This is a genomic window from Corynebacterium rouxii (assembly GCF_902702935.1).
Lineage (GTDB): Bacteria > Actinomycetota > Actinomycetes > Mycobacteriales > Mycobacteriaceae > Corynebacterium > Corynebacterium rouxii.
In genome coordinates this window covers 865717-888523 of record NZ_LR738855.1, presented here as the reverse complement: position 1 = coordinate 888523, position 22807 = coordinate 865717, and the positions used below count along the sequence as shown (strand labels likewise).

The 22807-nt window shown below is 54.7% G+C and carries 23 protein-coding genes and 1 riboswitch; of the genes, 13 read left to right on the top strand and 10 right to left on the bottom strand.

Annotated features, from left to right (window positions below):
- Positions 1–186 precede the first annotated feature (186 nt).
- From CIP100161_RS04570 to CIP100161_RS04560, 3 genes are all read right to left on the bottom strand, one after another.
- The gene (locus tag CIP100161_RS04570; RefSeq protein WP_155872261.1) at positions 187–657 is read right to left on the bottom strand and encodes a nucleoside/nucleotide kinase family protein; all 471 of its coding nucleotides are present in this window, start codon (positions 655–657) and stop codon (positions 187–189) included.
- Positions 654–1409, bottom strand: a complete 756-nt coding sequence (locus CIP100161_RS04565) for an energy-coupling factor transporter transmembrane component T family protein (protein ID WP_155872259.1) — start codon at positions 1407–1409, stop codon at positions 654–656. Before CIP100161_RS04565 ends, CIP100161_RS04570 begins: the two co-directional genes overlap by 4 nt.
- The gene (locus CIP100161_RS04560) at positions 1406–2785 is read right to left on the bottom strand and encodes an ABC transporter ATP-binding protein (RefSeq protein ID WP_155872257.1); all 1380 of its coding nucleotides are present in this window, start codon (positions 2783–2785) and stop codon (positions 1406–1408) included. The genes CIP100161_RS04565 and CIP100161_RS04560 overlap by 4 nt, the downstream gene beginning before the upstream one ends.
- Positions 2780–2892, bottom strand: a riboswitch (TPP riboswitch). Its footprint overlaps the gene before it by 6 nt.
- Positions 2893–2928: 36 nt before the next feature.
- Here CIP100161_RS04560 and CIP100161_RS04555 point away from each other — a divergent pair.
- Entirely contained in the window at positions 2929–4104 is a 1176-nt protein-coding gene (locus tag CIP100161_RS04555) for a chloride channel protein (RefSeq protein WP_155872255.1), read from the top strand.
- Between the two features lie 11 nt (positions 4105–4115).
- Here CIP100161_RS04555 and CIP100161_RS04550 read toward each other — a convergent pair whose 3' ends face one another.
- Positions 4116–4709: an ECF transporter S component gene (locus tag CIP100161_RS04550; RefSeq protein WP_155872253.1), complete on the bottom strand. Its 594-nt coding sequence runs from the start codon at positions 4707–4709 to the stop codon at positions 4116–4118.
- Between the two features lie 141 nt (positions 4710–4850).
- Positions 4851–5744, bottom strand: a complete 894-nt coding sequence (locus CIP100161_RS04545; protein ID WP_155872250.1) for a 2-dehydropantoate 2-reductase — start codon at positions 5742–5744, stop codon at positions 4851–4853.
- Positions 5745–5823: 79 nt separating this feature from the next.
- Between CIP100161_RS04545 and CIP100161_RS04540 the strand changes: the two genes are divergently transcribed.
- Entirely contained in the window at positions 5824–6738 is a 915-nt protein-coding gene (locus CIP100161_RS04540) for a DUF808 domain-containing protein (RefSeq protein ID WP_155872248.1), read from the top strand.
- 74 nt (positions 6739–6812) lie between these two features.
- On the opposite strand, the gene ychF is transcribed toward CIP100161_RS04540, so the two are convergent.
- Entirely contained in the window at positions 6813–7898 is a 1086-nt protein-coding gene (gene ychF / locus CIP100161_RS04535) for a redox-regulated ATPase YchF (RefSeq protein ID WP_003850882.1), read from the bottom strand.
- A gap of 353 nt (positions 7899–8251) precedes the next feature.
- Here ychF and CIP100161_RS04530 point away from each other — a divergent pair, with 353 nt between their 5' ends.
- The 4 genes from CIP100161_RS04530 (at position 8252) to CIP100161_RS04515 (ending at position 12438) form a co-directional block, all read left to right on the top strand.
- Complete coding sequence (locus CIP100161_RS04530) at positions 8252–9901, top strand: sodium-dependent transporter (protein ID WP_155872246.1); 1650 nt, start codon at positions 8252–8254, stop codon at positions 9899–9901.
- Positions 9901–10071 (top strand): methionine/alanine import NSS transporter subunit MetS, encoded by a 171-nt coding sequence (gene metS, locus CIP100161_RS04525; RefSeq protein ID WP_155872244.1) that lies wholly within the window; start codon positions 9901–9903, stop codon positions 10069–10071. The genes CIP100161_RS04530 and metS overlap by 1 nt, the downstream gene beginning before the upstream one ends.
- A gap of 87 nt (positions 10072–10158) precedes the next feature.
- Positions 10159–11580 (top strand): AI-2E family transporter, encoded by a 1422-nt coding sequence (locus CIP100161_RS04520; protein WP_155872242.1) that lies wholly within the window; start codon positions 10159–10161, stop codon positions 11578–11580.
- A 66-nt stretch (positions 11581–11646) separates the two neighbouring features.
- A complete protein-coding gene (locus CIP100161_RS04515) occupies positions 11647–12438 on the top strand; it encodes a DUF6542 domain-containing protein (RefSeq protein WP_155872240.1) in 792 nt (263 codons plus the stop codon).
- 63 nt (positions 12439–12501) lie between these two features.
- Here CIP100161_RS04515 and CIP100161_RS04510 read toward each other — a convergent pair whose 3' ends face one another.
- The gene (locus CIP100161_RS04510; RefSeq protein WP_155872238.1) at positions 12502–13497 is read right to left on the bottom strand and encodes a 4-hydroxy-3-methylbut-2-enyl diphosphate reductase; all 996 of its coding nucleotides are present in this window, start codon (positions 13495–13497) and stop codon (positions 12502–12504) included.
- A gap of 112 nt (positions 13498–13609) precedes the next feature.
- On the opposite strand from CIP100161_RS04510, the gene xseA reads away from it, so the two are divergent.
- Both xseA and CIP100161_RS04500 read left to right on the top strand, forming a co-directional pair.
- Positions 13610–14851 (top strand): exodeoxyribonuclease VII large subunit, encoded by a 1242-nt coding sequence (gene xseA / locus CIP100161_RS04505; protein WP_155872236.1) that lies wholly within the window; start codon positions 13610–13612, stop codon positions 14849–14851.
- Positions 14852–14879: 28 nt separating this feature from the next.
- A complete protein-coding gene (locus CIP100161_RS04500; protein ID WP_155872234.1) occupies positions 14880–15137 on the top strand; it encodes an exodeoxyribonuclease VII small subunit in 258 nt (85 codons plus the stop codon).
- Between the two features lie 9 nt (positions 15138–15146).
- On the opposite strand, the gene CIP100161_RS04495 is transcribed toward CIP100161_RS04500, so the two are convergent.
- A complete protein-coding gene (locus CIP100161_RS04495; protein WP_155872232.1) occupies positions 15147–15725 on the bottom strand; it encodes a DUF4245 domain-containing protein in 579 nt (192 codons plus the stop codon).
- Positions 15726–16027: 302 nt separating this feature from the next.
- On the opposite strand from CIP100161_RS04495, the gene glpX reads away from it, so the two are divergent.
- From glpX to CIP100161_RS04475, 4 genes are all read left to right on the top strand, one after another.
- Positions 16028–17044: a class II fructose-bisphosphatase gene (gene glpX / locus CIP100161_RS04490; protein WP_155872230.1), complete on the top strand. Its 1017-nt coding sequence runs from the start codon at positions 16028–16030 to the stop codon at positions 17042–17044.
- A gap of 256 nt (positions 17045–17300) precedes the next feature.
- Entirely contained in the window at positions 17301–18704 is a 1404-nt protein-coding gene (locus tag CIP100161_RS04485; RefSeq protein WP_155872228.1) for a class II fumarate hydratase, read from the top strand.
- Between the two features lie 144 nt (positions 18705–18848).
- Positions 18849–19496, top strand: coding sequence for a TetR/AcrR family transcriptional regulator (locus tag CIP100161_RS04480; protein ID WP_155872226.1), 648 nt, complete (start codon positions 18849–18851; stop codon positions 19494–19496).
- A gap of 1 nt (position 19497) precedes the next feature.
- Positions 19498–21063, top strand: a complete 1566-nt coding sequence (locus CIP100161_RS04475; RefSeq protein WP_155872224.1) for an MDR family MFS transporter — start codon at positions 19498–19500, stop codon at positions 21061–21063.
- 2 nt (positions 21064–21065) lie between these two features.
- Here CIP100161_RS04475 and CIP100161_RS04470 read toward each other — a convergent pair whose 3' ends face one another.
- Together CIP100161_RS04470 and CIP100161_RS04465 are read right to left on the bottom strand one after the other, a co-directional pair.
- Complete coding sequence (locus tag CIP100161_RS04470) at positions 21066–21632, bottom strand: GNAT family N-acetyltransferase (RefSeq protein WP_155872222.1); 567 nt, start codon at positions 21630–21632, stop codon at positions 21066–21068.
- A 79-nt stretch (positions 21633–21711) separates the two neighbouring features.
- The gene (locus tag CIP100161_RS04465) at positions 21712–22392 is read right to left on the bottom strand and encodes a LysR family transcriptional regulator substrate-binding protein (protein WP_155872220.1); all 681 of its coding nucleotides are present in this window, start codon (positions 22390–22392) and stop codon (positions 21712–21714) included.
- Between the two features lie 64 nt (positions 22393–22456).
- On the opposite strand from CIP100161_RS04465, the gene CIP100161_RS04460 reads away from it, so the two are divergent.
- Positions 22457–22801, top strand: coding sequence for a DUF5997 family protein (locus CIP100161_RS04460; protein WP_155874528.1), 345 nt, complete (start codon positions 22457–22459; stop codon positions 22799–22801).
- The last annotated feature ends 6 nt before the right edge of the window (positions 22802–22807 follow it).

The following is a 22807-nucleotide window of genomic DNA, read 5'->3' as shown; positions in this document are numbered from 1 at the left end:
GAAACTATCGTTGCTTGAGCAAGATCCTATCCCGTAACGCACATCACGGCTAAGCCATAAAGACCCCTTCAGGTCACTAAAACTATCAAACAATAGGTTTAATTCATTAAAAATACCTTAGACCTGCATTTTTAATAAGACGTGATTACATTCACAATAAGGACGTAGCGTCGACATGATCACCCCCTAAAGTGCCCCCGCCAAGAATACCCGTGTCACATCCGGCGTCTCTACCGTCGCAAAATGTCGAGCTTCTTGCGCAGCCCACATATCCCACCATGGTTCATAAAAAGGATCCCTGGCAAGCGCCCTTTGCCGTCGTATCTGCTCAGGGCCATCAAACAGCATGGTCAATACTGAACCGTGCTGTCGCGCCGCCCGAACAACGCTGGGGGCAAGACTTCCCACCCCCTCGATAATAAGATTCCGTTCGGACACTTCCACCCATGGCCCCGCGGTGTCGTTCTCCCAGTCCCAACGGTGATACCCTCCCGCCCCCTCTAGGAGGGCAGTAACAATCTCAACTCCAGCAGCCAACCCATGCCATCCTGGGTACAGATCATCAAAATGCACAATACGCATTCCTAAAATCTCCCCAAGAAATCCCGCGAAGGTGGTTTTCCCAGAACCGGAGGGGCCGTCGATAAGCACGATCATGCGCCGAGAAACCTAAAACTTCCCGTAACGACCGCCGCCACGATCGCGCTTGTCGACGCTGCCAAGCACACCAGCAACAACATCGCATCAGCGGCACCCACGGTGGATTCCCGTGCCCATGTCCGTTCTGGTCGCCGACCAAAACCGCGCGCCTCCATGGCAGTAGCCAACTTGGAGCCACGACGAATAGCCAACACCAACAGCCCAAACACCATAGAAAAACCCGAGCGAATTCGATTCGAATCGTCGATACCCCGCACCCGGCGCGCACGTCGCATCGACTGCCAGTCTCTAGCAAAAAGGCTGATCATCCTAGTACTTGCTACAGCTGAAATAACGAAACGGTGTGGCAGGCGCAGGATTTGAGCCAACCCATCTCCTAGTTCAGTGGGGTCGATGTGTGCCAGTAGGACGACAGCGGGTAGCCCCACCGCCAGCACACGGAGCATGATGGCTGCGGCGAGTTGGAGGGAATTATCGGTGATATGGGCGAACAAGAAGGAGAAGTATTCGTGTCCTTCGGGGCGGCCATAGAGCGCCATAGATACTCCGGCGATGGGCGTTGCAATGAGAAGCGGGAACCCTCGACGCAGCAGCGTGCCCACTCCAACTCCTGCAAGTGGTGACAGCACAATCGTTAGTACTAGGGATACGGCCGCTGATACAACATCGACGCTGAGTAATAGCGGGGTGGTCAACAACATGAGTGCTGCGACTCGGGTAACGGGATTAGTGGCGCTGAGAAGGTTCATAGTGCGATCTCCTTATCGCCCAAGTAGCGGCGGTAGAGCTCATCGTGGGTGATAGACACAACCGTGGTGCCAGCATCGGCTAGTTCTCGCAGCAGTGTGACTAGTTCGATAAAAGTCGTGCGGTCTTGCCCAAAGGTGGGTTCGTCGAGGAACACCACATCAGGTGTGTTGACCAAGATGGTTGCTACGGATAGTCGGCGTTTTTGCCCGCCCGACAAGGTGAAAGGGTTGGCCTCAGCTAAATGATCAAGACCAAGCCGCTCTAGGAGCATGTCAGCCCTAGCGAAGTCTTGGGGATCGCGAAGCCCCACGCGCATTTCCTCACGAACTGTTGCGGCAACGAATTGGTGCTCAGGATCTTGAAACACAAATCCAAACCGTGAGCTCAACTCTTTGGATTTCCAGCACAATGGGTTTGGCCCTAGACCACGGGCGATGGCAGCAGCGACCTCGACACGTCCACCATGTGCGGGCAGCAGCCCTGCAAGGGTAAGTAGGAGGGTAGATTTTCCTTTTCCATTAGCACCGGTGATTACTGTGGAGGCACCAGCGGGAATATCAAAGCTGTACGTTCCTAGCGGGTGGTTCCAGCCAACGGTAAGTTCATGCGCACGTATCACTGTTTCGGTATGCGTAGAATGCAGCGCCGGTGGCAGTTCGGGATCGTTTTCTGGTACCCAGATTCCCAATTCGCTGAGCTCGCGGCCGTGGGTGGCGATCACGTCGCGGGCGGGGCCGTCGGCAAGTACCCTGCCATCAGGTCCTAGTGCGATAATGCGATCAACATGATCGAGCCATGTGCTCACACGATGTTCCACGACGATCATGGTCGCACCGGTTGTATCTACTACCCTGCTGATGTTCGACACCACCTCCTTAACGCCCTCTGGATCAAGATTGGCGGTGGGCTCGTCGAGAAGCACAATGTCTGCCCCCATAGCGATCACACCTGCAAGCGCCAAGCGTTGTTTTTGGCCACCAGAGAGCTCAGATGTGGGATGATCCACCGGTAAATCGAGCTCCACCAGCGACAATGCTTGGGTAACTCGCGTCCAAATCTGATCGCGCGGAACGCACATATTCTCGCATCCAAAGGCCACATCATCGCCCACACGGGAGGAAATTACCTGCGAATCTGGGTCCTGCAACACCATGCTGGGGATTCCCGATACTTCAAGTTCGCCACTATGCTCGCCGTCCTCATCAGCCAAAACACCTGCGATAGCAGCCAGCAATGTTGATTTACCGGACCCAGATGCGCCTAAAAGCAAAACTCGTTCCCCACGGGGAATCCTGAACGTAAGATCGACAAGTGCAGGATTGCGCCTACTCGCATGCCGAAAACTAAACGCATGGGCGATGACATGATCAGTCACAGTATGAAGTCTTCCTATCGCTGGTATTACCCAGATCAGGTTCTACGGTTCGGCAAAACAGCCGTCTCAGCCATGTACAGCAAGCACATGGCACCCGGGCATCTCGTGTGTGCACCGGCGTTGATCGTAGTCGGAACGCGCCGATGTGTCATTCTGAAAAGGTGAGTAGGAACGCAATCATTAAAGAAATCACCGGCGTCATCGCTGTCGGCGCAGCCACCGGGCTCATCGGGATCCTCACCACACTCCTCCTTCACACCGCAGAACACCAGCTCGCCCACGTCACCCAATCCACCATGGCAGTGATTAGCCTAGGAGTAGGAGCACTAGCAGGAATCTGCTGGTGGGCACTACGCCGGCGCGGCCCCATCGTCTCAGTTACCACAGCGCTGTCTACCGAAACCCAGCTGCCTTGGTGGCGCACGCTTGCCGACGCCCTCCTACAACTGTTCATTGTCACCGCCGGTGCCTCCCTCGGCAAAGAACAAGCACCCCGACAACTAGCCGCCGCTATCGCAGAACGCATCATCCACACCCGTACCGACGCCGATGCTCAACGTCGTAACCGGTTGCTCGCTGCCGCAGCCGGCGCCGGTCTTGCAGCCATGTACCACGTACCCATTGCCGGAATGCTCTTCGTCCTCGAGCTCCTCCCCGTGCGACGCGATCGCGCCACCGTTGCTACCACCATCGCAGTATGCACAATCGCCACCGCAGTCGCCGCACCCGTGGTTCCAGCGCCGCTGTATGCGTTTCCCCACGAAACTCTAGGAGTAAATGACCTTCTCCCCCTCCTAGTCGTGACTATTGTTGCCACAGTGGTTGCTGTGGTGTGGCGTCGTCTGACGGTCACTCAGCTCCAACGTCGTTATACCGGCCCTTGGCTTGTGATTACTCTTCCGCTAGCACTTGCGACCACGTATGCGGTGGGAACGTGGTTTCCTGCGGTTCATGGCAACGGCCAGCTCGTACTCGATGTTGCCTTTGGCACGGACATCACCGCTTTGATGGCGTGTGCACTTCTCCTAGTCAAAATGTCGGCCACGCTTGTGTGCATTCGTGCGGGAGCCGTTGGCGGTGTGCTTACTCCCTCGCTTGCTGTTGGCGCGGCCGCTGGCGTGTGCGTCGCGGTCCTTTTTGGTGCCCCGCACGCGGTCATGGCGTTGGTTGCTGCCGCTATCGTGCTGGCGATTGCGCAACGGGCTCCATTGTTTGGCGCGGCGATGGCTATTGAGCTCACCCACCCTGATATATGGCTTGCGGCCACTGTGGTGGTCACAGCGGCCGCAAGTTTTTGGTGTACAAGAAAAATCAGATAGAGAAACGATGGTTAGACCAGCGCGCGGGATTCCCTACCTGCCGCAAAACGGTCCAGTGCTCCAGTTCCTGCCAACGCCTTGACTAGGAGATAGCCGAACACGCCGGCAAGTATCGCACCAGAAATAGCCATGCTGCCTAAGTAGGTCAGGTTAAAGGCAGCGGTTTTAGCAAGGTTTCCGGAAGTGAAAAGCTCGAGGACGAAGGCACCGACGGCTGCTCCTACGCCAGAAAGCGCTGCAACGAGCAGTCCGAAGCGTCGATAGAGGAAGAAGGCGAACACGAGTTCAGCTCCTAGGCCTTGCGCAAGACCTGAGTAAATCGTCTCGATTCCCCACTGGTTGCCAATACCTGCGGACACACAGGCAGCAATGAGTTCGACGTAGATAGCTGCAAAAGGCTTACGAATAATCAGGCCGCCTAAAACACCACCAATGAGCCAGATTCCCACAGCGATACCGCCAAAGCCAGGGGTGAAAGCATCGGCAGCTGAGTACCACGCATAGCCGATGGTGTTCCACACCCAAAACAGCAGACCGGTTGCAATAGCAATGACGGAGGCGATCACGATGTCAATGACGCGCCAAGAATTCTTCGATCGGTTCATTATTCTTCCTATCGCCGGTATTACCCGGATCAGGTTCGACGGTTCAGGGCGTGCACGTATTTTTCGCTCTGTCTCAGCTTTGTGGCATTTCTCTGCCGTCCAGCACCCGTGGTTTATAAGATATGTGCGTTTAAAGCATACTCAGGCGTTTTGGTTATGAGAAAGTACGTTGCCCACAAGGTGATGGAGGCGAGCATCAACACCGACGCGTTGGGCCATGCGCACTACAGCACCAACTTGAGCATCGAGCTCACTAGGAAGGCCGTCGGCAAGATCACGCTGCATAGAGCTGGTGGCACCCTCCGGCTGAGCGTCGGCAAACGCCAACACACGATCAACCACATCTTCGGGAAAATCCACCCCATGTGCTTGACCGGCTGCTACAACCTCGCGGATGAGAGCCTCGAAATCATCACGGTAGGTGGTTCGTACCACTCCTAAAGGTTGATTGACCAGCGCACCTAGAGCACCAAAACAGGTAACAAACATCGCTTTGAACCAGATGTCGGTCATGATCGCAGGGTGTACCACAGGCTCGATACCGGCACGTTCTAAGGCATGGGCCAGCTTATCGACGACCCCACGCGTCACCTCGCTCATGCTCCCGAAGGTGAACGTAAAAATCCCGCCTGAGAACTCGGCTTCGGCTGGACCACGCTTGGTTAAAAAGCTACGTACCACGCCTGGTATTACTCGGTCGACACCCAGCGCTTCTACAGCGATGTGGGGCATTTCCACTGAGTTCTGAGTGGTAACCAACACGGCATTCTTGGGAAGATTTTTAGGCAAATCTACGCTGCCTAAGGTCTTAGTCGCCAAAATCACCACATCGGCGTCGGGGACGTGGCTTAGGTCTTCTACCACTGGAACGCGAATGTCGCGCACACCGGAGGCGTCGTGAAGCCTCATGCCGCGGCGCTGCAGCGCGTCCAGCGATTCCCCACGGGCAACAAAAGTGACCTTCGTGCCCGATTCGTGCAACAAACCACCAAAAAACCCGCCGACTGCGCCGGCACCAACGATCACAATATGCATGCCACCGACAATAGAGCAGTTCTGCAACGTAGACTAGGAGGAAAGTTGACCATGTCGCAAAGCGAAATTGAGGTTTCCCATGGCCGGTGGCCTAGCTGCCCTTTTAGATGATGTTGCGCTGATCGCGCGCACCGCGTCGGCAAGCGTCGACGATGTTGCTGCAGCAGCGGCAAAAACCAGCGCCAAAGCAGCGGGCGTAGTTGTTGACGACACAGCCGTCACCCCACAATATGTCCGCGGTGTTACCCCCGCCCGAGAGCTCCCCATCATTTGGCGTATTGCCAAAGGCTCGCTGGTAAACAAACTGTGCATTATCTTGCCCATCGCCCTCCTACTCAACGCGCTCGCCCCCTGGGCACTCACCCCCATTTTGATGCTAGGTGGCGCATTCTTGTGCTTCGAGGGTGCTGAAAAAGTCTGGGAGATGGTGACCGGAAAACAACATTCCAGCGAAGAAGAAGCCGGCGCAAAGGACGAAAACACGCTTGTGCGTGGTGCTATCACCACCGACTTGATCCTTTCTGCAGAAATCATGGTGATCTCGCTTAATGAAGTCGCAGACCAAACCATCTGGATGGAAGCGGCCGTTCTTATTGCAGTCGGTATTTTTATTACAGCCGTGGTATACGGAGCCGTCGCCCTCCTAGTCAAACTCGACGACGTAGGAATCTTCTATCAGCATAAAGACTCCGGTGCCGCTCGCGCCTTCGGTGCCGGACTTGTCAAGGCCATGCCTGTGGTTCTCAACGCTATTTCTTTCATCGGTATGCTCGCCATGCTCTGGGTTGGCGGCCATATCGTTATCGGCGGGTTAGATTCGCTCAACCTGTGGCATGCACCCCACGATGTAATCCATCACTTGGTGCATAACGTGGAACACCTAGGTGGCGCCGTGGCGTGGACAACAGAAACAGTGGGATCGCTGATCTTCGGCCTCATCTTGGGCTTTATCGTGGTGGCAGTTATCGTGCCCTTCCACAGGAAGAAGCACTAAAACCGTCCCCGCAAAAGAAACCGCGCACCTTCCTTTTCTCTAGGAGGTGCGCGGTTTTTTAACAGCTATGGTTTCTAGCCACCGATCTTGAAGTCACACACGTCGCCGTCGTGCATGACATAGTCTTTGCCTTCCATACGCATCTTGCCCTGAGCCTTGGCTTCAGCGATGGAACCTGCAGCGTCGAGATCATCGAAGGAAACGATCTCGGCCTTGATGAATTTCTTTTCAAAGTCGGTGTGGATCACGCCAGCAGCCTGAGGTGCCAAAGATCCCTGTTTGATCGTCCATGCACGTGATTCCTTGGGGCCTGCAGTGAGGTAGGTCTGAAGGCCCAAGGTTGCAAAGCCGGCTTTTGCGAGCGTGGCAAGACCAGGTTCGGTTTGGCCAACGGACTCGAGCAATTCGAGGGCTTCGTCCTCGTCGAGTTCGAGGAGCTCAGTCTCAGTCTTAGCATCGAGGAAGACGGCCTCGGCAGGGGCTACGAGGTCACGCAATTGCTGCTTGCGGGCATCGTCGGTCAGTACTTCTTCATCGGAGTTGAAGACGTAGAGGAAAGGCTTAGCCGTCATGAGGTGTAGTTCGCGGACCAGGGCGAGATCAATCTCGCCGTTCTTGGATGCTGCGAATAAGGTGCGGTCGTCTTCAAGGATGGCCTGTGCCTTCTTGGTTGCTTCCACGGTTTCAGCAAGATCTTTGTTCTTGCGGGCTTCTTTTTCAAGACGAGGCAGCGCTTTTTCTACTGTTTGTAGATCTGCCAAGATCAGCTCGGTATTGATCACAGAGATATCTGAGCTGGGATCAACACGGCCGTCGACGTGGATCACGTTGTCGTCAGCAAATGCGCGAACGACCTGACAAATGGCGTCTGCCTCGCGGATATTCGCTAGGAAGGCGTTGCCCATGCCTTCACCCTCAGAAGCACCTTTCACAATGCCGGCGATGTCAACAAAGGAGACCGTAGCAGGCAAGATGCGTTCCGATTGGAAGATTTCTGCGAGACGGTTCAGGCGAGCATCCGGAAGCTCGACAAGACCAACGTTGGGCTCGATGGTTGCGAAGGGATAGTTCGCCGCCAGAACGTCGTTGCGGGTAAGGGCATTAAATAGCGTGGACTTGCCAACATTGGGCAGGCCGACGATTCCAAGTGTAAGGCTCACGAACGATCATCCTAGCAAGCAGGCAGCAAAATGGCTCCCCACCAGCGCTGTGCACGTACATCAGGGGGAGCTATCACAGATAGCGTCGCAACGCTTAACATCCACTCCCGCAAAAATGAGATTATTATCTTGAAAAATCTCACACAACGGGATAAAAGGTGTTACCTTTAATACACCTCACTCCCTCGCAAGGTTACCTCACCCATAGGGCATACCTTATTTACCCTCTCCTAGAAACTTCGGCAGCACCACCTTTTCAGCCGCAATGATTCCCCACGGAAAAAGAGAGGCTCGTTTTGCATTCCTTCACACCGCGCACTGAGCGTCTGGGTGTTTGTACGAAAGGTGCGCTCATGACAAGCACACGTGAGCAAGGCCAGCGCCGTGAGGTGTTTTCCTCACGCTGGGTCTTTATTCTCGCTGCCATCGGCTCGGCTGTTGGCTTGGGCAATATTTGGCGATTCCCCTATGTGGCCTACCAAAACGGTGGCGGAGCGTTCCTCTTGCCTTACCTCATCGCGCTTCTCACCGCCGGAATCCCACTGCTGTTCCTCGACTTTGCCATCGGCCACCGCTACCGTGGCTCAGCGCCGTTAGCGTTTCGACGTATCAAGCGGTGGGCAGAAGTCGGTGGCTGGATCCAGCTCGGTATCGCCTTCTTTATCACCATTTACTACGCCGCGATCATCGCATGGGCAGCGCTTTATACCGTCAAGTCCATCAACCAGGCATGGGGTGATGATCCCAACGCATACTTCTTTGGTGACTTCCTCCAGTTCGATAAAACCGCAACGTTTTCCACCGACTTCGTAGGCCCCATCACCATTACCCTCGCCTTAGTATGGATCGCAGCGATCATCGTCCTTGCTATGGGAGTAGATGCTGGCATCGGTCGAGTGTCCAAGGTCTTCATGCCTATCCTCACCGTGCTGTTTGTCATCGTGGTCATTCGCGCCCTCTTCCTCGACGGCGCCGCCACCGGCCTCAACGCATTTTTCACCCCACATTGGGAAGCACTTAAAGACCCCACCGTATGGGTAGCAGCCTACGGGCAGATCTTCTTCTCGCTCTCCGTGGGATTCGGTATCATGCTCACCTACTCCTCCTACCTCAAGCCACGCTCCAACCTCACCGGCACCGGTCTAGTGACAGCCTTCGCTAACTCTTCCTTCGAAGTGCTCGCAGGAATCGGCGTCTTTGCCACCTTGGGTTTTATGGCAACTCAACAGCATGTTGCCGTCAACGAGGTAGCAACATCCGGAATTGGTCTAGCGTTCGTCGCGTTCCCCACCATCATTAATCAAATGCCATTTGGAGCCCTGTTTGGCATCTTGTTCTTCGGTTCGCTTACCGTGGCTGGTTTTACTTCCCTCTTTTCCCTCCTAGAGGTTGTGGTTTCTGGCGTACGAGATAAAACGAACCTGTCAAGGAAAGCAACGGCAGTAACCGTGGGTATCCTCATGGCGTGCTTGTCCATTGTCTTATTTGCTACTACGTCAGGCCTGGCCACGTTGGACATCATGGATAAGTTCACCAACAATGTCGGCATTGTTGCCATCGCACTCATCAGCATTGTGATTATCGACTGGATCTTGCGTCGAATCGATGAATTCTCTCTGCACCTGAACATGGTGTCGTCTTTCCGCGTAGGCACGCTCTGGCGTATCTGTGTGGTCAATGTGACCACGTTGGTTTTAGGTTTTACCCTCTTCCAAGAACTAGCCAGCCTGATTTCTGAGCCCTATGGCGGATACACCAGTACTCAAGTTGCTTGGTTCGGCTGGGGCGTCATCGCCTTCATCATCGTCAGCTCCATCGTCATGTCGATGATTGGCTGGCCTCGTAACACGCCTATCGACGGCCCACCGGGGTCCGATTTCGGCGTAGAGACGGAAAAAGAGCGCACTCCTAATAAGCCGCAAAAATATGACCACGGAAAACACGGGAAACGTCGTATCGCGGGCTTTGCGATCGAGCAATACAGCAAGGAGGAACTGCACTAATGTCTACCGCAGCTATCCTAATGATGCTCTTATTCATCATCGTCATCTGGGGCGGACTCGTACTCGCCCTCATCACCCTGATCAAACATCCCGATGAAACCTCAGGAATCCTCGGCGAACACGACTTCGCCACTGACGACGTACTGATTGCTCAAGAGCACACCTCTTAGCACCCACGAGGGATGGCATAGAAAAAGCCATCCCCCCTTGGGCATTGCTCTCCACGCTAACGCATGCGATGAGGCACAATAATTGCTGTGACTTCCGACATTCCCACCCCAGAAGAATCCGCACCAAGCTCGACACCACCTCATGCCGAGAACACCGGATCTTTTACCGAGGCAACCGATGTCTTCGAGGCCATGTCTCCCCACGACGACCACGCCCGCATCGACCGCTCAGAAGTCATAGCGCACGGCGTTAAAGTTCTCTCCACTTGGTGTATCCGCATTCTCATCATTGCAGCCACCGCATTTGCTACTTGGTATTTACTCAAGCAGGTCTGGCGCGGAATACTGCCCGTCATTCTGGCACTCATCGTCTGCACCGTACTATGGCCACCAACAATCTGGATGCGTCGCAAAGGCATACCCAGTGGTTTCGCTGCGCTGATAAGCATCTTGGCCAGCTTTGGGTTCTTTGGGTTCCTGATCTGGATTATCGCCCCAGATGTAGGACGACAATCTCAAACCCTTTACTTCCAAGCATTCGAAGGAATCCAAAAGATCCAACTATGGCTACAAGGACCACCGCTAAGCCTCGATTCTGAAGAACTCAACGACCGCATCAATGCCGCCGCCGGATGGTTCCAAAGTAAAAGCGGCACCATCGCTGGTGAAATCTTCTCTGGACTAGGAGTGGCAACATCCGTACTCGTCACCCTCGGCGTAGTCCTCGTTTTAACCTTCTTCTTCCTCAAAGACGGCGAAAAATTCCTGCCATGGGTACGTGGAATCGTCGGAAAGCGCGCAGGCTGGCACCTCACGGAGCTCCTCGCACGATCGTGGATCACTCTGTGCGGATTCGTACGCGCCCAAGCACTTGTTTCGCTTGTCGACGCCGTAGCCATCGGCGGCGGCCTTCTCCTCCTAGGCGTACCCATGGCACTCGCACTCGCGGTGCTCACCTTCATCGCTGGATTCATCCCCATCGTCGGAGCCTTTGTCGCAGGAACTCTCGCCGTCCTCGTAGCACTTGTGTCCTTAGGCCTTACCAAGGCCGTGATCACACTCATCATTGTGCTCGCAGTCCAACAGCTCGAAGGCAATGTGCTTTCCCCCATCCTGCAATCTCGCGCCATGAACTTGCATCCAGTGGTCGTCTTGGTATCCGTCACCCTCGGCGGCAGCCTCTTCGGTATCGTCGGGGCCTTCCTCGCAGTGCCCACCGCAGCCATGATCGCCGTCTTATTCCGCTACCTCCAAGACATGACAGCGCTACGAGCCGGTGAAAAAACCGCCGACGACATCAAATTTGTTACACGGGCAGGCTCCATCACCGGAAAATTCGGCGAACAAAAAAACCAAGAACTCATCGCAGCAAAACTAAAATCTCACTATAAGCAGTCCTCTCCCCCTCCTAGAGACGCAGAACCTCAACCGGAAGACGAGCACGCTGTCGTGTTGCAGAGCCTAAAAGCCAAAATTAGCGACCTCACACACCTGTTCCATAAGCCCTGATTTCTGGGGCACACGCCCACAGCAAAAGTTCCCAACCACAGATCCCCTTGAGTAGGATAAACATCCGTGCAGAACAAGACAGAACATAAACGCCACAGCCAGGCACACACCACCTATGCCAATGACCAATTTTTTGGCATCTCCTTGTGGTCTTCTCTTGTTCTTATGACAGCCGCGATGGTCACTGGGCTGCTTATTTCTCAAGCAACCGGCAGCGTCGGATGGCCATTTCTCGCGATCTTTGTTGCTTTCTCGCTGTTTACTGCGCTACTTACCCTTCCCAGTGGCCTGTTTCTCCTCGTGGCAAGCCTGCCGCTATTTTTCGGCGTAGGAATTCTTGCCACAGCATGGCTCATTGTCAAAAGCTCAGCGGCTGAAGGAACGCCTTTTAGCACAACGCAGCTTATTACTACTGTTTATCCCATTACTGAGCATTTCCCCCTCCTAGCGGCAACGACCATCGGTGCGGGACTGATTGCTTATCTTCGTGTGTCACTTCTCAAACGCAAATATAAGCGCGTTACCACTATCGCGGAGCGAACTCGACGCGCTCAAAGCGAGACTGACCGTCGGAATTATACGGCAGCGTCGAAGGCTCGTACCCAAGCACAACGTTCCAGCAAACCGCAGCGCACTCGGGCCAGCAGCCGATCTCGCCGCGACAACAGTGTGACTGTTGAAGAGCTGATGCGGCGTAGGCAAGAACAGAAACAAACAGGTGCTAAATCGTTCGCGCCAAGGCCTACACGTACTGCAGCTCAGCGTGAGGCCGCCGAGCGTGATTTGACTCGTCGCCTAGTAAATCCAGATCCAGAAATCCATAGGACTCGTACTTTCGACGACGACTTATACAGTTAAGGTCGAAAGTTATAACGCAAGAGGCGCCACGCATATCCCATGTGTGGCGCCTCTTGCGTCGCTCTACGTGCGCGAAGGGCGCAAATCTCTAGGAAGGGCGAAGGTGATCTTTTCTGCCGCAGTAGTAATCTCCTTAACGTCGTGGAAGCCACGCTCGTCAAGGAATTCCAGCACTCCACGCACCAAGATCTCTGGCACGGATGCGCCAGAAGACACGCCCACAGTGGTGGCGCCATCGAGCCAAGACTCATCGATCTGGTGAGCGTAGTCGACGAGGTAGGAAGCACCCGCGCCTGCTTGCAAGGCCACTTCAACCAGTCGTTTGGAGTTCGAGGAGTTCTGGGAACCTACAACGATAACAACATCTGATTCCGCAGCAATTGCTTTGACTGCCACTTGGCGGTTTTGTGTGGCGTAGCAGATGTCATCACTAGGAGGATCTTGAAGATGTGTGAAGCGCTCATGGAGCTTTTTCACAATTGTCATCGTCTCATCCACAGACAACGTGGTTTGCGATAGCCAGATAAGTTTTTCGTCGTGAAGAAATTCGGGGAGTTTGTCCACGCTTTCAACTCCGTCGACAAGGTGGGTTACGTCGGGGGCTTCCCCTGCAGTGCCTTCAACTTCCTCGTGGCCTTCGTGTCCGACTAGGAGGATGTGGTAGCCGTCGCGTGCAAACCGTTTCACCTCGTTGTGCACTTTGGTGACCAAGGGGCACGTTGCGTCAAGAGTTTTCAGGCTCAGTGCTTCTGCTTCTTTGTGTACGGCGGGGCTGACGCCGTGGGCAGAAAATACTAGGTGGGCGCCTTCTGGAGCTTCGGTTGTCTCATCGACAAAGATGGCGCCGCGTTCGGCGAGTGTGTCCACAACGTAACGATTGTGGACGATCTCTTTACGCACGTAGACGGGCGCGCCATATTTTTCTAGGGCCTTTTCGACGGTTTCGACAGCGCGATCCACGCCGGCGCAGTAGCCTCGTGGGGCTGCGACAAGCACACGCTTGTGTGCGGAGGCGGTGTCAGCGGACTCAGAAGCGGTGAGCTGATCGGGTGAAGTCATGCACACCAGCTTAAACTACTGTCCCACTGAGTGTGCTCTCCTGCCGTATGCTTGTGTGTTGGTTCCTGTTGAATACAGTTTGTTGCTCGCCATGAAGAAGGGGGTTTAAGGTTTGGCTGCACAACCGAATGCACCTGAAAGTGCATGGCCTGTTCGTGAGCTTAATTCCAAGGTAAAAAGTTGGATCGAGCGATTAGGTCATCTGTGGGTTGAAGGACAAATAACCCAGCTAAATATGAAACCCAGCTGGAAGTTTTCCTATATCACCCTGCGTGATCCTGAAGCTGAAGCCAGCGTGCAGCTCACCTGCGCTACTTCATTACTGCGCTCATTGCCTAGTCGGCTTCAAGACGGCGACCGCGTAGTGGTATACGGTAAGCCGGCGTTTTATGAGGGCCGTGGCTCTTTTTCCTTATGGGTCACCGATATCCGCCCTGTGGGCGTGGGTGAACTGCTCGCACGCATTGAAAGGCTGCGCCAGCAACTTGCCAACGAAGGGCTTTTTGATCCTACGTTGAAAAAACCATTGCCGTTTTTACCAAACAACATTGGACTCATCACGGGTCGTGGCTCCGCCGCCGAGCGCGATGTGCTAGCAGTTGCCCACAGTAGATGGCCTGAAGTGAAGTTCACCGTCATCAATACTGCTGTGCAGGGTGCGCGCGCGGTGCCCGAAATCATTGAGGCATTGCAGCGTCTCGACGCCGACCCCAGCATCGACGTCATCATCATTGCCCGTGGCGGTGGCTCAGTGGAAGACCTTCTCCCCTTCTCTGAGGAAGCACTTCAACGTGCCGTCGTTGCAGCGCACACACCGGTAGTGTCTGCCATCGGTCACGAACCAGACAATCCCGTTTTGGATAACATCGCAGATCTTCGGGCTGCAACGCCTACCGACGCCGCCAAAAAAGTGGTTCCAGATGTTGCTGCTGAACGCCAGCTCCTCGCCGAGCTTCGCTCCCGCAGCGCTGCTGCGTTACGCGGCTGGGTCCACAAAGAACGCCAACAACTTGCCGCCGTACGCAGTAGACCAGCCCTTGCAGATCCCGTACGTGCTATCACGCTGCATCGCGATGAGATTGCTCGGTCAATTGCTTCTATCCGGCGCGATATGCGTTACATGCTCAGCACTGAACACGCCACAGTGGCGTCGCTACGCCAACAAGTCGCAGCCCTTGGGCCATCGGCAACATTGGCACGAGGCTACGCAGTCATCCAAGTCGTGCCCCGAGACGGCAGCGCTCCCGAGGTAGTGACCACCATTGGAATGTCGCCACCTGGCAGCCAGTTACGCATCCGCGTTGCCGACGGCTCCATCACCGCCGCTGCAATGCAAACAACTCCAGCAGACTAAGACATACAACAGAAAGACGCACCTCCTCATGCCACATGACATCATCGGTCAAGGAACTGGAACCAACGCCTTTGCACCAGTAGAAGAACTCTCCTACGAACAAGCACGCGATGAGTTAGTAGAAGTCGTCCGGATCCTTGAACTAGGACAAATGGGCCTCGACGAATCACTCGCCTACTGGGAACGAGGCGAAGCACTCGCTAAAAGATGCGAAGAACACCTCAACGGTGCGCAACAGCGCATAGAAAAAGCCTTGGGCGAGACATCCCAAGGCCAAGAGCAGTAAAACCAGCGATTATTGTGAGGCGGGTCCAGGCAATGGGCTCGCCTCGATCATTTTGGTGATTACGCGATCGAATTCCTCACGGGGAGCTGCACCGCTGACAATCACACGTGCATCTCCTAGATCGACGACCCAAATGTCACGGACGTCTCTATCTTCAGAGCTATATTCCTCGACTACCTTCCCTCCTAGAGAATGCTCTCCGGAGCGGGTGCGCAGGTTGCCGTCGTAACGCTTAATGACATCGTCTTTGCTTACGCCTGTTTGAGTAAGTTGGACATACGAGTCTTTGTTGACAACCCATCCCACGACTGGGGCACTTGCTTTGGCGATAGTCATGCGCCGCGCCGAGTTGGCCTGCCAGCCCCCGATCTCGCCTGGATATCGCACAGCGAAGTCCGCCCCACGCGCTTCCATTTCGAGGAAGGTGCGGGCGTCTACTCGTTGAATAGGGGCGTTATCTTTATTCCCACGATCGAAGCTGCACATTCCAGTAAAACCGATGGTCACTGCAACAATGAGCAGAATCGAGCCGAGCGACAAAATGATGTCCCGGGCGCCTTGGTAAATGCGAGGTTTTTCTACAGCCACGCACAACAGTATGGCATGAGTGCGCGTTAATCAGCGGATACGCGTACATGGGTATAGCCGCAGTAATCGAAAGTGTCTGCAAGGTTACCTTTAAGATTTTTTGCCTTGCAGATCACAATTACCCTCTTTAAGGTGTGGTTTTCCGGTAAATTCTCACATAGCTTTGCAACAATTAGGCAGGTAGACAAAAACCGTGTGTTCGCGAGGATCTCCCCCATGTCCCCTCGCTATGCTGTTCGCGTCACCATATAAGCAGTTCCCACTATTGAGTTTTTATCGTCATCCACAGGAGGCATTCCCTTATGACCAACCTCAACCCAGAGATTCCAGATCGCAACCTCGCCCTCGAGTTGGTTCGTGTTACCGAGGCAGCTGCACTGGCGTCTGGCCGCTGGGTCGGTCGCGGCATGAAGAACGAGGGTGACGGAGCAGCTGTCGACGCCATGCGCAAGCTCATCAACTCGGTTCAGATGAACGGTGTTGTAGTCATCGGTGAGGGCGAAAAGGACGAAGCCCCCATGCTCTTCAATGGCGAGCAGGTCGGCACCGGCGAAGGTGCAGCAGTAGACATCGCCGTTGATCCAGTCGACGGCACCACCTTGATGGCTGAAGGCCGCCCTAACGCCATTTCTGTCTTGGCAGCCTCCGAGCGTGGTTCCATGTACGACCCATCTGCCGTGTTCTACATGCGCAAGATCGCCGTTGGCCCCGAAGCTGCTGGCACCATCGACATCAACGCACCGGTCGAGTACAACATCAAGGCCGTCGCCAAGGCAAAAGGCATCGCACCAGACCAAGTCACCGTTGTTGTCTTGGATCGCCCACGTCACGACAACCTCATCAAGGATATTCGTGAGGCAGGCGCCAAGGTACGCTTGATCCGCGACGGCGACGTCGCCGGCGCAGTTGCCGCTGCCCAAGCCACCAACTCAGTCGACATCATGATGGGTACCGGTGGAACCCCAGAAGGTATCATCACCGCATGCGCCATGAAGTGCATGGGCGGCGAAATCCAAGGTGTACTCGCACCTAAGGATGACGCCGAAGCCGCTAAGGCCCGCAATGCTGGCCACGAACTCAACCGCGTTCTAGGAACCCATGACCTCGTCTCGTCGGATAACTGCTTCTTCGTTGCCACCGGTGTAACCAATGGCGACATGCTCCGTGGCGTGAGCTACCGTGCCGACGGCGCAACCACACGCTCGCTCGTTATGCGTTCCAAGTCCGGCACCGTTCGTTTCATCGAATCCACCCACAAGCTGCACAAACTGCAGGAATACTCTGTGGTTGATTACTCCCAAATTTCCCCACGGAAGTAGCGGCGCCTAAAAAGTAATTTTTATCACCCACACCCCGCATCCTTGCCCTAAGCACAGGTGAACGGGGTGTTTCTCTTAGCTTACGCAGCCCCGTTCCCCTCGATTCATCTCACACCAGCAGTATTTCCCACATCTTTGCCACATTTGGCTTGGTTTTTGGGCATACTGGTAGGCATGCGTGCACGTGTCCCGCTAACCCGAGCTACCACGCGCACAGATTTCTGCAACCTTCTACTGACAAAGGTGGATACAACTTATGACTGAGCAGCAGTACCGCATCGAGCACGACACCATGGGTGAAGTTAAGGTGCCTATCGACGCCCTCTGGCGCGCACAGACCCAGCGCGCGGTTGAAAACTTCCCAATTTCTGGCCGTGGCCTCGAAGCCGCACAGATCCGCGCTATGGGTCTGCTCAAGGCCGCTTGCGCTCAGGTTAATAAAGACCGCGGACTTCTAGCTCCAGAGCAGGCCGACGCAATCATCGCCGCAGCTACCGAGGTAGCCGAGGGCAAGCACGATGACCAGTTCCCTATCGACGTCTTCCAGACGGGTTCCGGCACCTCGTCGAATATGAACTCCAACGAAGTTATCGCCTCGATCGCTAAGGCTAACGGTGTTGAGGTTCACCCTAACGATCACGTCAACATGGGCCAGTCCTCCAACGACACCTTCCCAACCGCTACCCACATCGCCGCAACCGAAGCAGCCGTCAAGGACCTCATCCCAGGCCTGAAGGTTCTTCACGCTTCCCTAGCTAAGAAGGCAGCCGAATGGGAGAACGTTGTTAAGTCCGGCCGCACTCACTTGATGGATGCCGTTCCAGTTACTTTGGGCCAGGAGTTCTCCGGCTACGCACGCCAGATTGAGGCTGGCATTGAACGCGTCGAGGCCTGCTTGCCACGTCTTGGCGAGCTCTCCATCGGCGGTACCGCTGTGGGCACCGGCCTGAACACCCCAGCAGATTTCGGCCAGAAGGTCACTGTCGAGCTCGTGAAGCTGACCGGCGTTTCCGAACTTCGCGAGTGCGTCAACCACTTTGAGGCTCAGGCAAGCCGCGACGGTCTGGTCGAGTTCTCCGGCGCAATGCGCACCATTGCCGTCTCCTTGACCAAGATTGCTAACGACATCCGCTGGATGGGATCCGGCCCACTGACCGGCCTCGGCGAGATTCACCTGCCAGACCTCCAGCCAGGTTCTTCCATCATGCCGGGCAAGGTCAACCCAGTTCTCTGTGAGACTGCAACCCAGGTTGCAGCTCAGGTTATTGGTAACGACGCAGCTATCGCCTTCGGTGGCGCACAGGGCGCGTTCGAGCTCAACGTCTTCATTCCAATGATGGCCCGCAACGTCCTCGAGTCCTCTCGTCTGCTGGCTAACACCGCCCGCGTTTTCGCAGAGCGTCTTGTCGACGGCATCCAGCCAAACGAGGAGCGCATGCGCACCTTGGCTGAGTCTTCCCCATCGATCGTGACCCCACTAAACTCAGCTATCGGCTATGAAGCTGCAGCAAAGGTGGCAAAGACCGCGCTGAAGGAAGGCAAGACCATCCGCCAGACTGTCATCGACTTGGGCTTTGTTGATGGTGAAAAGCTCACCGAGGAAGAGCTCGACAAGCGCCTCGACGTTCTCGCAATGGCCAACACCGATCGCGACAAGTAAGCCTTTAACCTGTCACATCTGACAACAGAGTGCACCTCCTAGTCATCTTCAGACTGAGAGGTGCACTTTCTTTTACCTGCAGTTTTGTAGACACATAAACTATCTTTTTGCACTCAGTGCACTTTTATACTAGGTTTACTTGCTGTGAGTACGCAACCAGATACATCCCTAAGAGCCACTAAGCGACTCAAAACCCGCATAAGCGTAGAAGATGCAGCCACCGCACTCGTGCTTCGCGACGGATTCGACAACGTCACCGTCGAAGACATCTGTGCCGCTGCAGAAATCTCCAAACGAACCTTTTTCAACTACTTCGATTCCAAAGAAAACGCCGTCTTCGGCGACACCCAAGTCGATATCCTGCCGCAGCTGCGAGAAGAATTCCTTTCCCATCCGCATGAGGATCTCCCCGAAGCCGTTATTCGGCTTCACATGAACCTTGTTTTTTCGGGCAAGGATTTCGACCCCCACACCCGTGGGGAAATAATCCGGCGCAGAAAAGCAATTCGACATAACAATCCAGAGCGCAGCTTTAACTACAACGCCTTGTACCACAAGGTGTTTATCAATTTTAAGACGCTGGTCAGCGATTATTTCGAGTGCTTCCCCGAACAACGCCGACTAGGAGGGGATGTGGATGTTGAAGCAACCGCAGTTGTTCTTTCGTCCAGCTACGCCATCCGCTTTGGTTTTACTTTATGGGCAGACAGCCCTTCCGCTAGTTTTTCCACCCTCGAGGAATCGTGCCTTGAGGCTTTGGTCCACCTTCGCACGATCAACAAAGGACTTTAACGTGAGTACTCAATTGTCGCCGGAAAATGTGCGCGAACCGGCCGCACACCATCACCCTGTGGGCTGGATTATTGCAGCTTTAATGCTCAGTATGTTGATGGGTTCGTTGGGGCAAATGATTTTTGCTACTGCGCTGCCAACTATCGTGGGCGATCTTGGCGGCGTGGAACACATGTCGTGGGTTATCACGGCATTTTTACTGGGTGAGACTATCGCTATGCCGCTATTCGGCAAGCTGGGCGATGTGATCAATCGCAAGCCGCTGTTTATTTTTGCCAACTTGTTGTTCATGCTGGGATCACTCATTGGCGGGTTGGCTACGTCAATGTCGATGCTGATTCTTGCGCGTGCTATTCAGGGCGTTGCTGGTGGTGCGTCGATGATTCTTTCACAGGCGATCACTGCCGAGGTCACCACTGCCCGCGAACGCGGTAAATACATGGGCGTGATGGGCACTGTTTTCGGTGTGTCCTCAGTGCTAGGCCCTGTGCTGGGTGGTTGGTTTACCGACGGCCTAGGTTGGCGCTGGGGCTTGTGGCTTAATCTTCCACTAGGAGCGGTGGCGGTCATCGCTATCTGGTTCTTGTTGTCACTGCCGAACAAGGATGTGAAGTTCCGACTGGATTGGTGGGGAACGCTCACCATGGCCATCGCTACGGCTTCACTAGTCCTATTTGTCACTTGGGGCGGTCACGATTATGCCTGGAGCGACCCCATCATTGTGGGTCTTATTGCATCGTTTGTGGTCTTCGGCATTATTTTTGTCGCCGTAGAACTGCGTGTCGACGATCCTTTGATCCCCATGACTCTCTTCCGAAATCGCAACTTCACGCTCACAACGATCGCGGGCCTTGCTATCGGTGTCATCATGTTCGGATCAATGGCCTACTTGCCAACATATTTGCAGATGGTGCACCACATGAGCCCCACCAAGGCAGGCCTGACCATGATCACAATGATGTCTGGACTTATGATCTCCTCAATCGGAGTGGGCAACCTTGTTTCACGCACGGGTCGTTATAAGACATTCCCACTAATCGGACAGATCATCACGTCGATCGCATTGGTATTGCTTTCTCGCCTGCATTACGACGATTCCCTTGTCACCATTGGAATATACATGTTCATCTTCGGTGTGGGCCTCGGCTGCACAATGCAAATCTTGGTCCTGATCGTTCAAAACTCCTTCCCACTCGCAATGGTGGGTACTGCTACCGGATCAAACAACTTCTTCCGCCAGGTCGGTGGCGCTGTAGGATCAGCATTGATCGGATCCATGTTCTTGACCAATCTCAAAGAGCAGATCGGAACAAACCTGCCAACGGCTGTTCATCAGGCGGTGGCTCAGGGATACCCGATGGATGCCGTCGAGAAGCTGCAAAGCGCAAGTAGGCTCACACCTGCGTTTGTTAGCCACCTACCGCAGGTGATTCAAGATGCCATTGCAGTGTCGTACAACGACGCGCTTACCCCCGTCTTCCTCCTAGTCGCGCCGTTGTCGATTCTAGCGGTGATCTTGCTTGCCCTCGTTCACGAAACTGAGCTAAGCCAGACCATCGAGCGTTAGTTTTAAGGCTCTACAGCTGCTGCCTCATGATCAGCGAGTTCTGGCTTGGGCAGCAGTTTTTCCCAAATATCAGTGTCGCGCCATTGGCCTGCCATTTCTCCGTATGTCATCTTGGCGAGGTGGCTGAAAGTACCCACTTTTTCAAATCCGCGGGACGCATGCAGTCCTGCGGATCCTTCATTTTCGGGGAAGATCCACGAGTGGATTGCCCAGAATCCGAGATGCTGGCAGACGTCGATAAGCTTGTCGACGAGCGCTCCCGCTACGCCACGGCCTCGGGCATCTGGGTGAATATAGATCGAATCCTCAACAACACCCCTAAAAACCGTCCGTGAGGAAATTGGGGCTGCGGATACCCAGCCGAGAACCTTGGAATCGTCGGTTTTCTCGACGGCAACGAACAATGTCTCTGCAATTTTTGAAGTAGAAAACTTTTCCCAGCTAGGGGCTTCAATTTCGTAAGAGGCATGACCAGTTTCCAAGCCCAAAAGATAAATCTGTTGAACTTGACCGAAGTCCGTCCTACGCAATGGACGGATAACAAAATCGGGCTGCGACGGTGCGTTCATAATTTCTATCCTTGCTGAAACGTCGGTACCAAAGCAACCGAGTGTATGCGAATACCCAGCAATTGCACACCTTGTACGCTTAGCGCTTACGGCGACCCCCCTTACGCACGGGTTTCTTCCCTGCCTCTTGTCGACGCTTCTGCTTCGCCAGAGTCTTTTCACGAGCTGATAATTTCTTGGCATTCGACTGCCTCGACGACTGGACAGTCCGCCCCTTCGCAATACCAACGAAATCTTGGATATCCTCGCCGTCGCGCTCCTTCTTCCACACCAAAGCAATGCGAGTACGCGCCTGTCCATATCGCTCAGGATCATTAAACTCACGATGTTCCACAAGCTTGCCGCTGAGCACCTTCAATAGCGGCCGCGGAGCGATAACCACGCCCACGTTAGCTGCCACCACCTGCAATTGCGCCCGAACAGCTGCGATGTCAACCTCAAGACTAGGAGGGGTGATGTAGTTAATCATCTCGTCCTCAAGGTCACTTGGCTCTACCACGTCCAGCAGCGTCAAGGTGTGTTCTTTGGGCAATGCCACACCCATCGACTCCTGATACAGCTCCACCACGTGCACGGTGTCGTCGTTGTCCACGCGAGAATCTGGGAGCCGAACAAGTGCTAGATCCGCGGTAGCGTCGGCAAGCAAAGCAACGGGATCATCATCGCTTAGGGTGCGCAATCCGCCATGGTCGGTGCGTTCCTCAAACCGTGTGAACCACTTATTCGGCTCGGTTCCAGTGGCGAAACTTAGTGTCAGCATAAGAATCAATGCTACCGTTAACCCTGTGAATGAAGAATCTGTAAGAAAGCCGTCCGGCACCGCAATGAAGCCGCAGACCGCTGCAAAGAAGCTGGGCATCTTCCTGCCCGCCACGCCAGAGGAGTTCCAGAACAACGCTTTGACTCACGACGAGTTCGTGGAACTGCAAGCAAATCCGCCTCAGTGGCTGCAAGATCTACGCCGTAATGGCCCACACCCACGCCCAGTGGTAGCCCAGAAGTTGGGCATCACGATCACCGCGTTGAAGCGTAACGACATGGACAAGGCTTTGACCACCGCCGAGATCAAATCCCTCCTAGAGAATCAGCCGGAGTGGCTTCGCGCTGCACGTACTTCGTTGGCAGAAAATCGTGCTACCGTAACCGGCAACGATCACGACGAAAACTAAGTTATA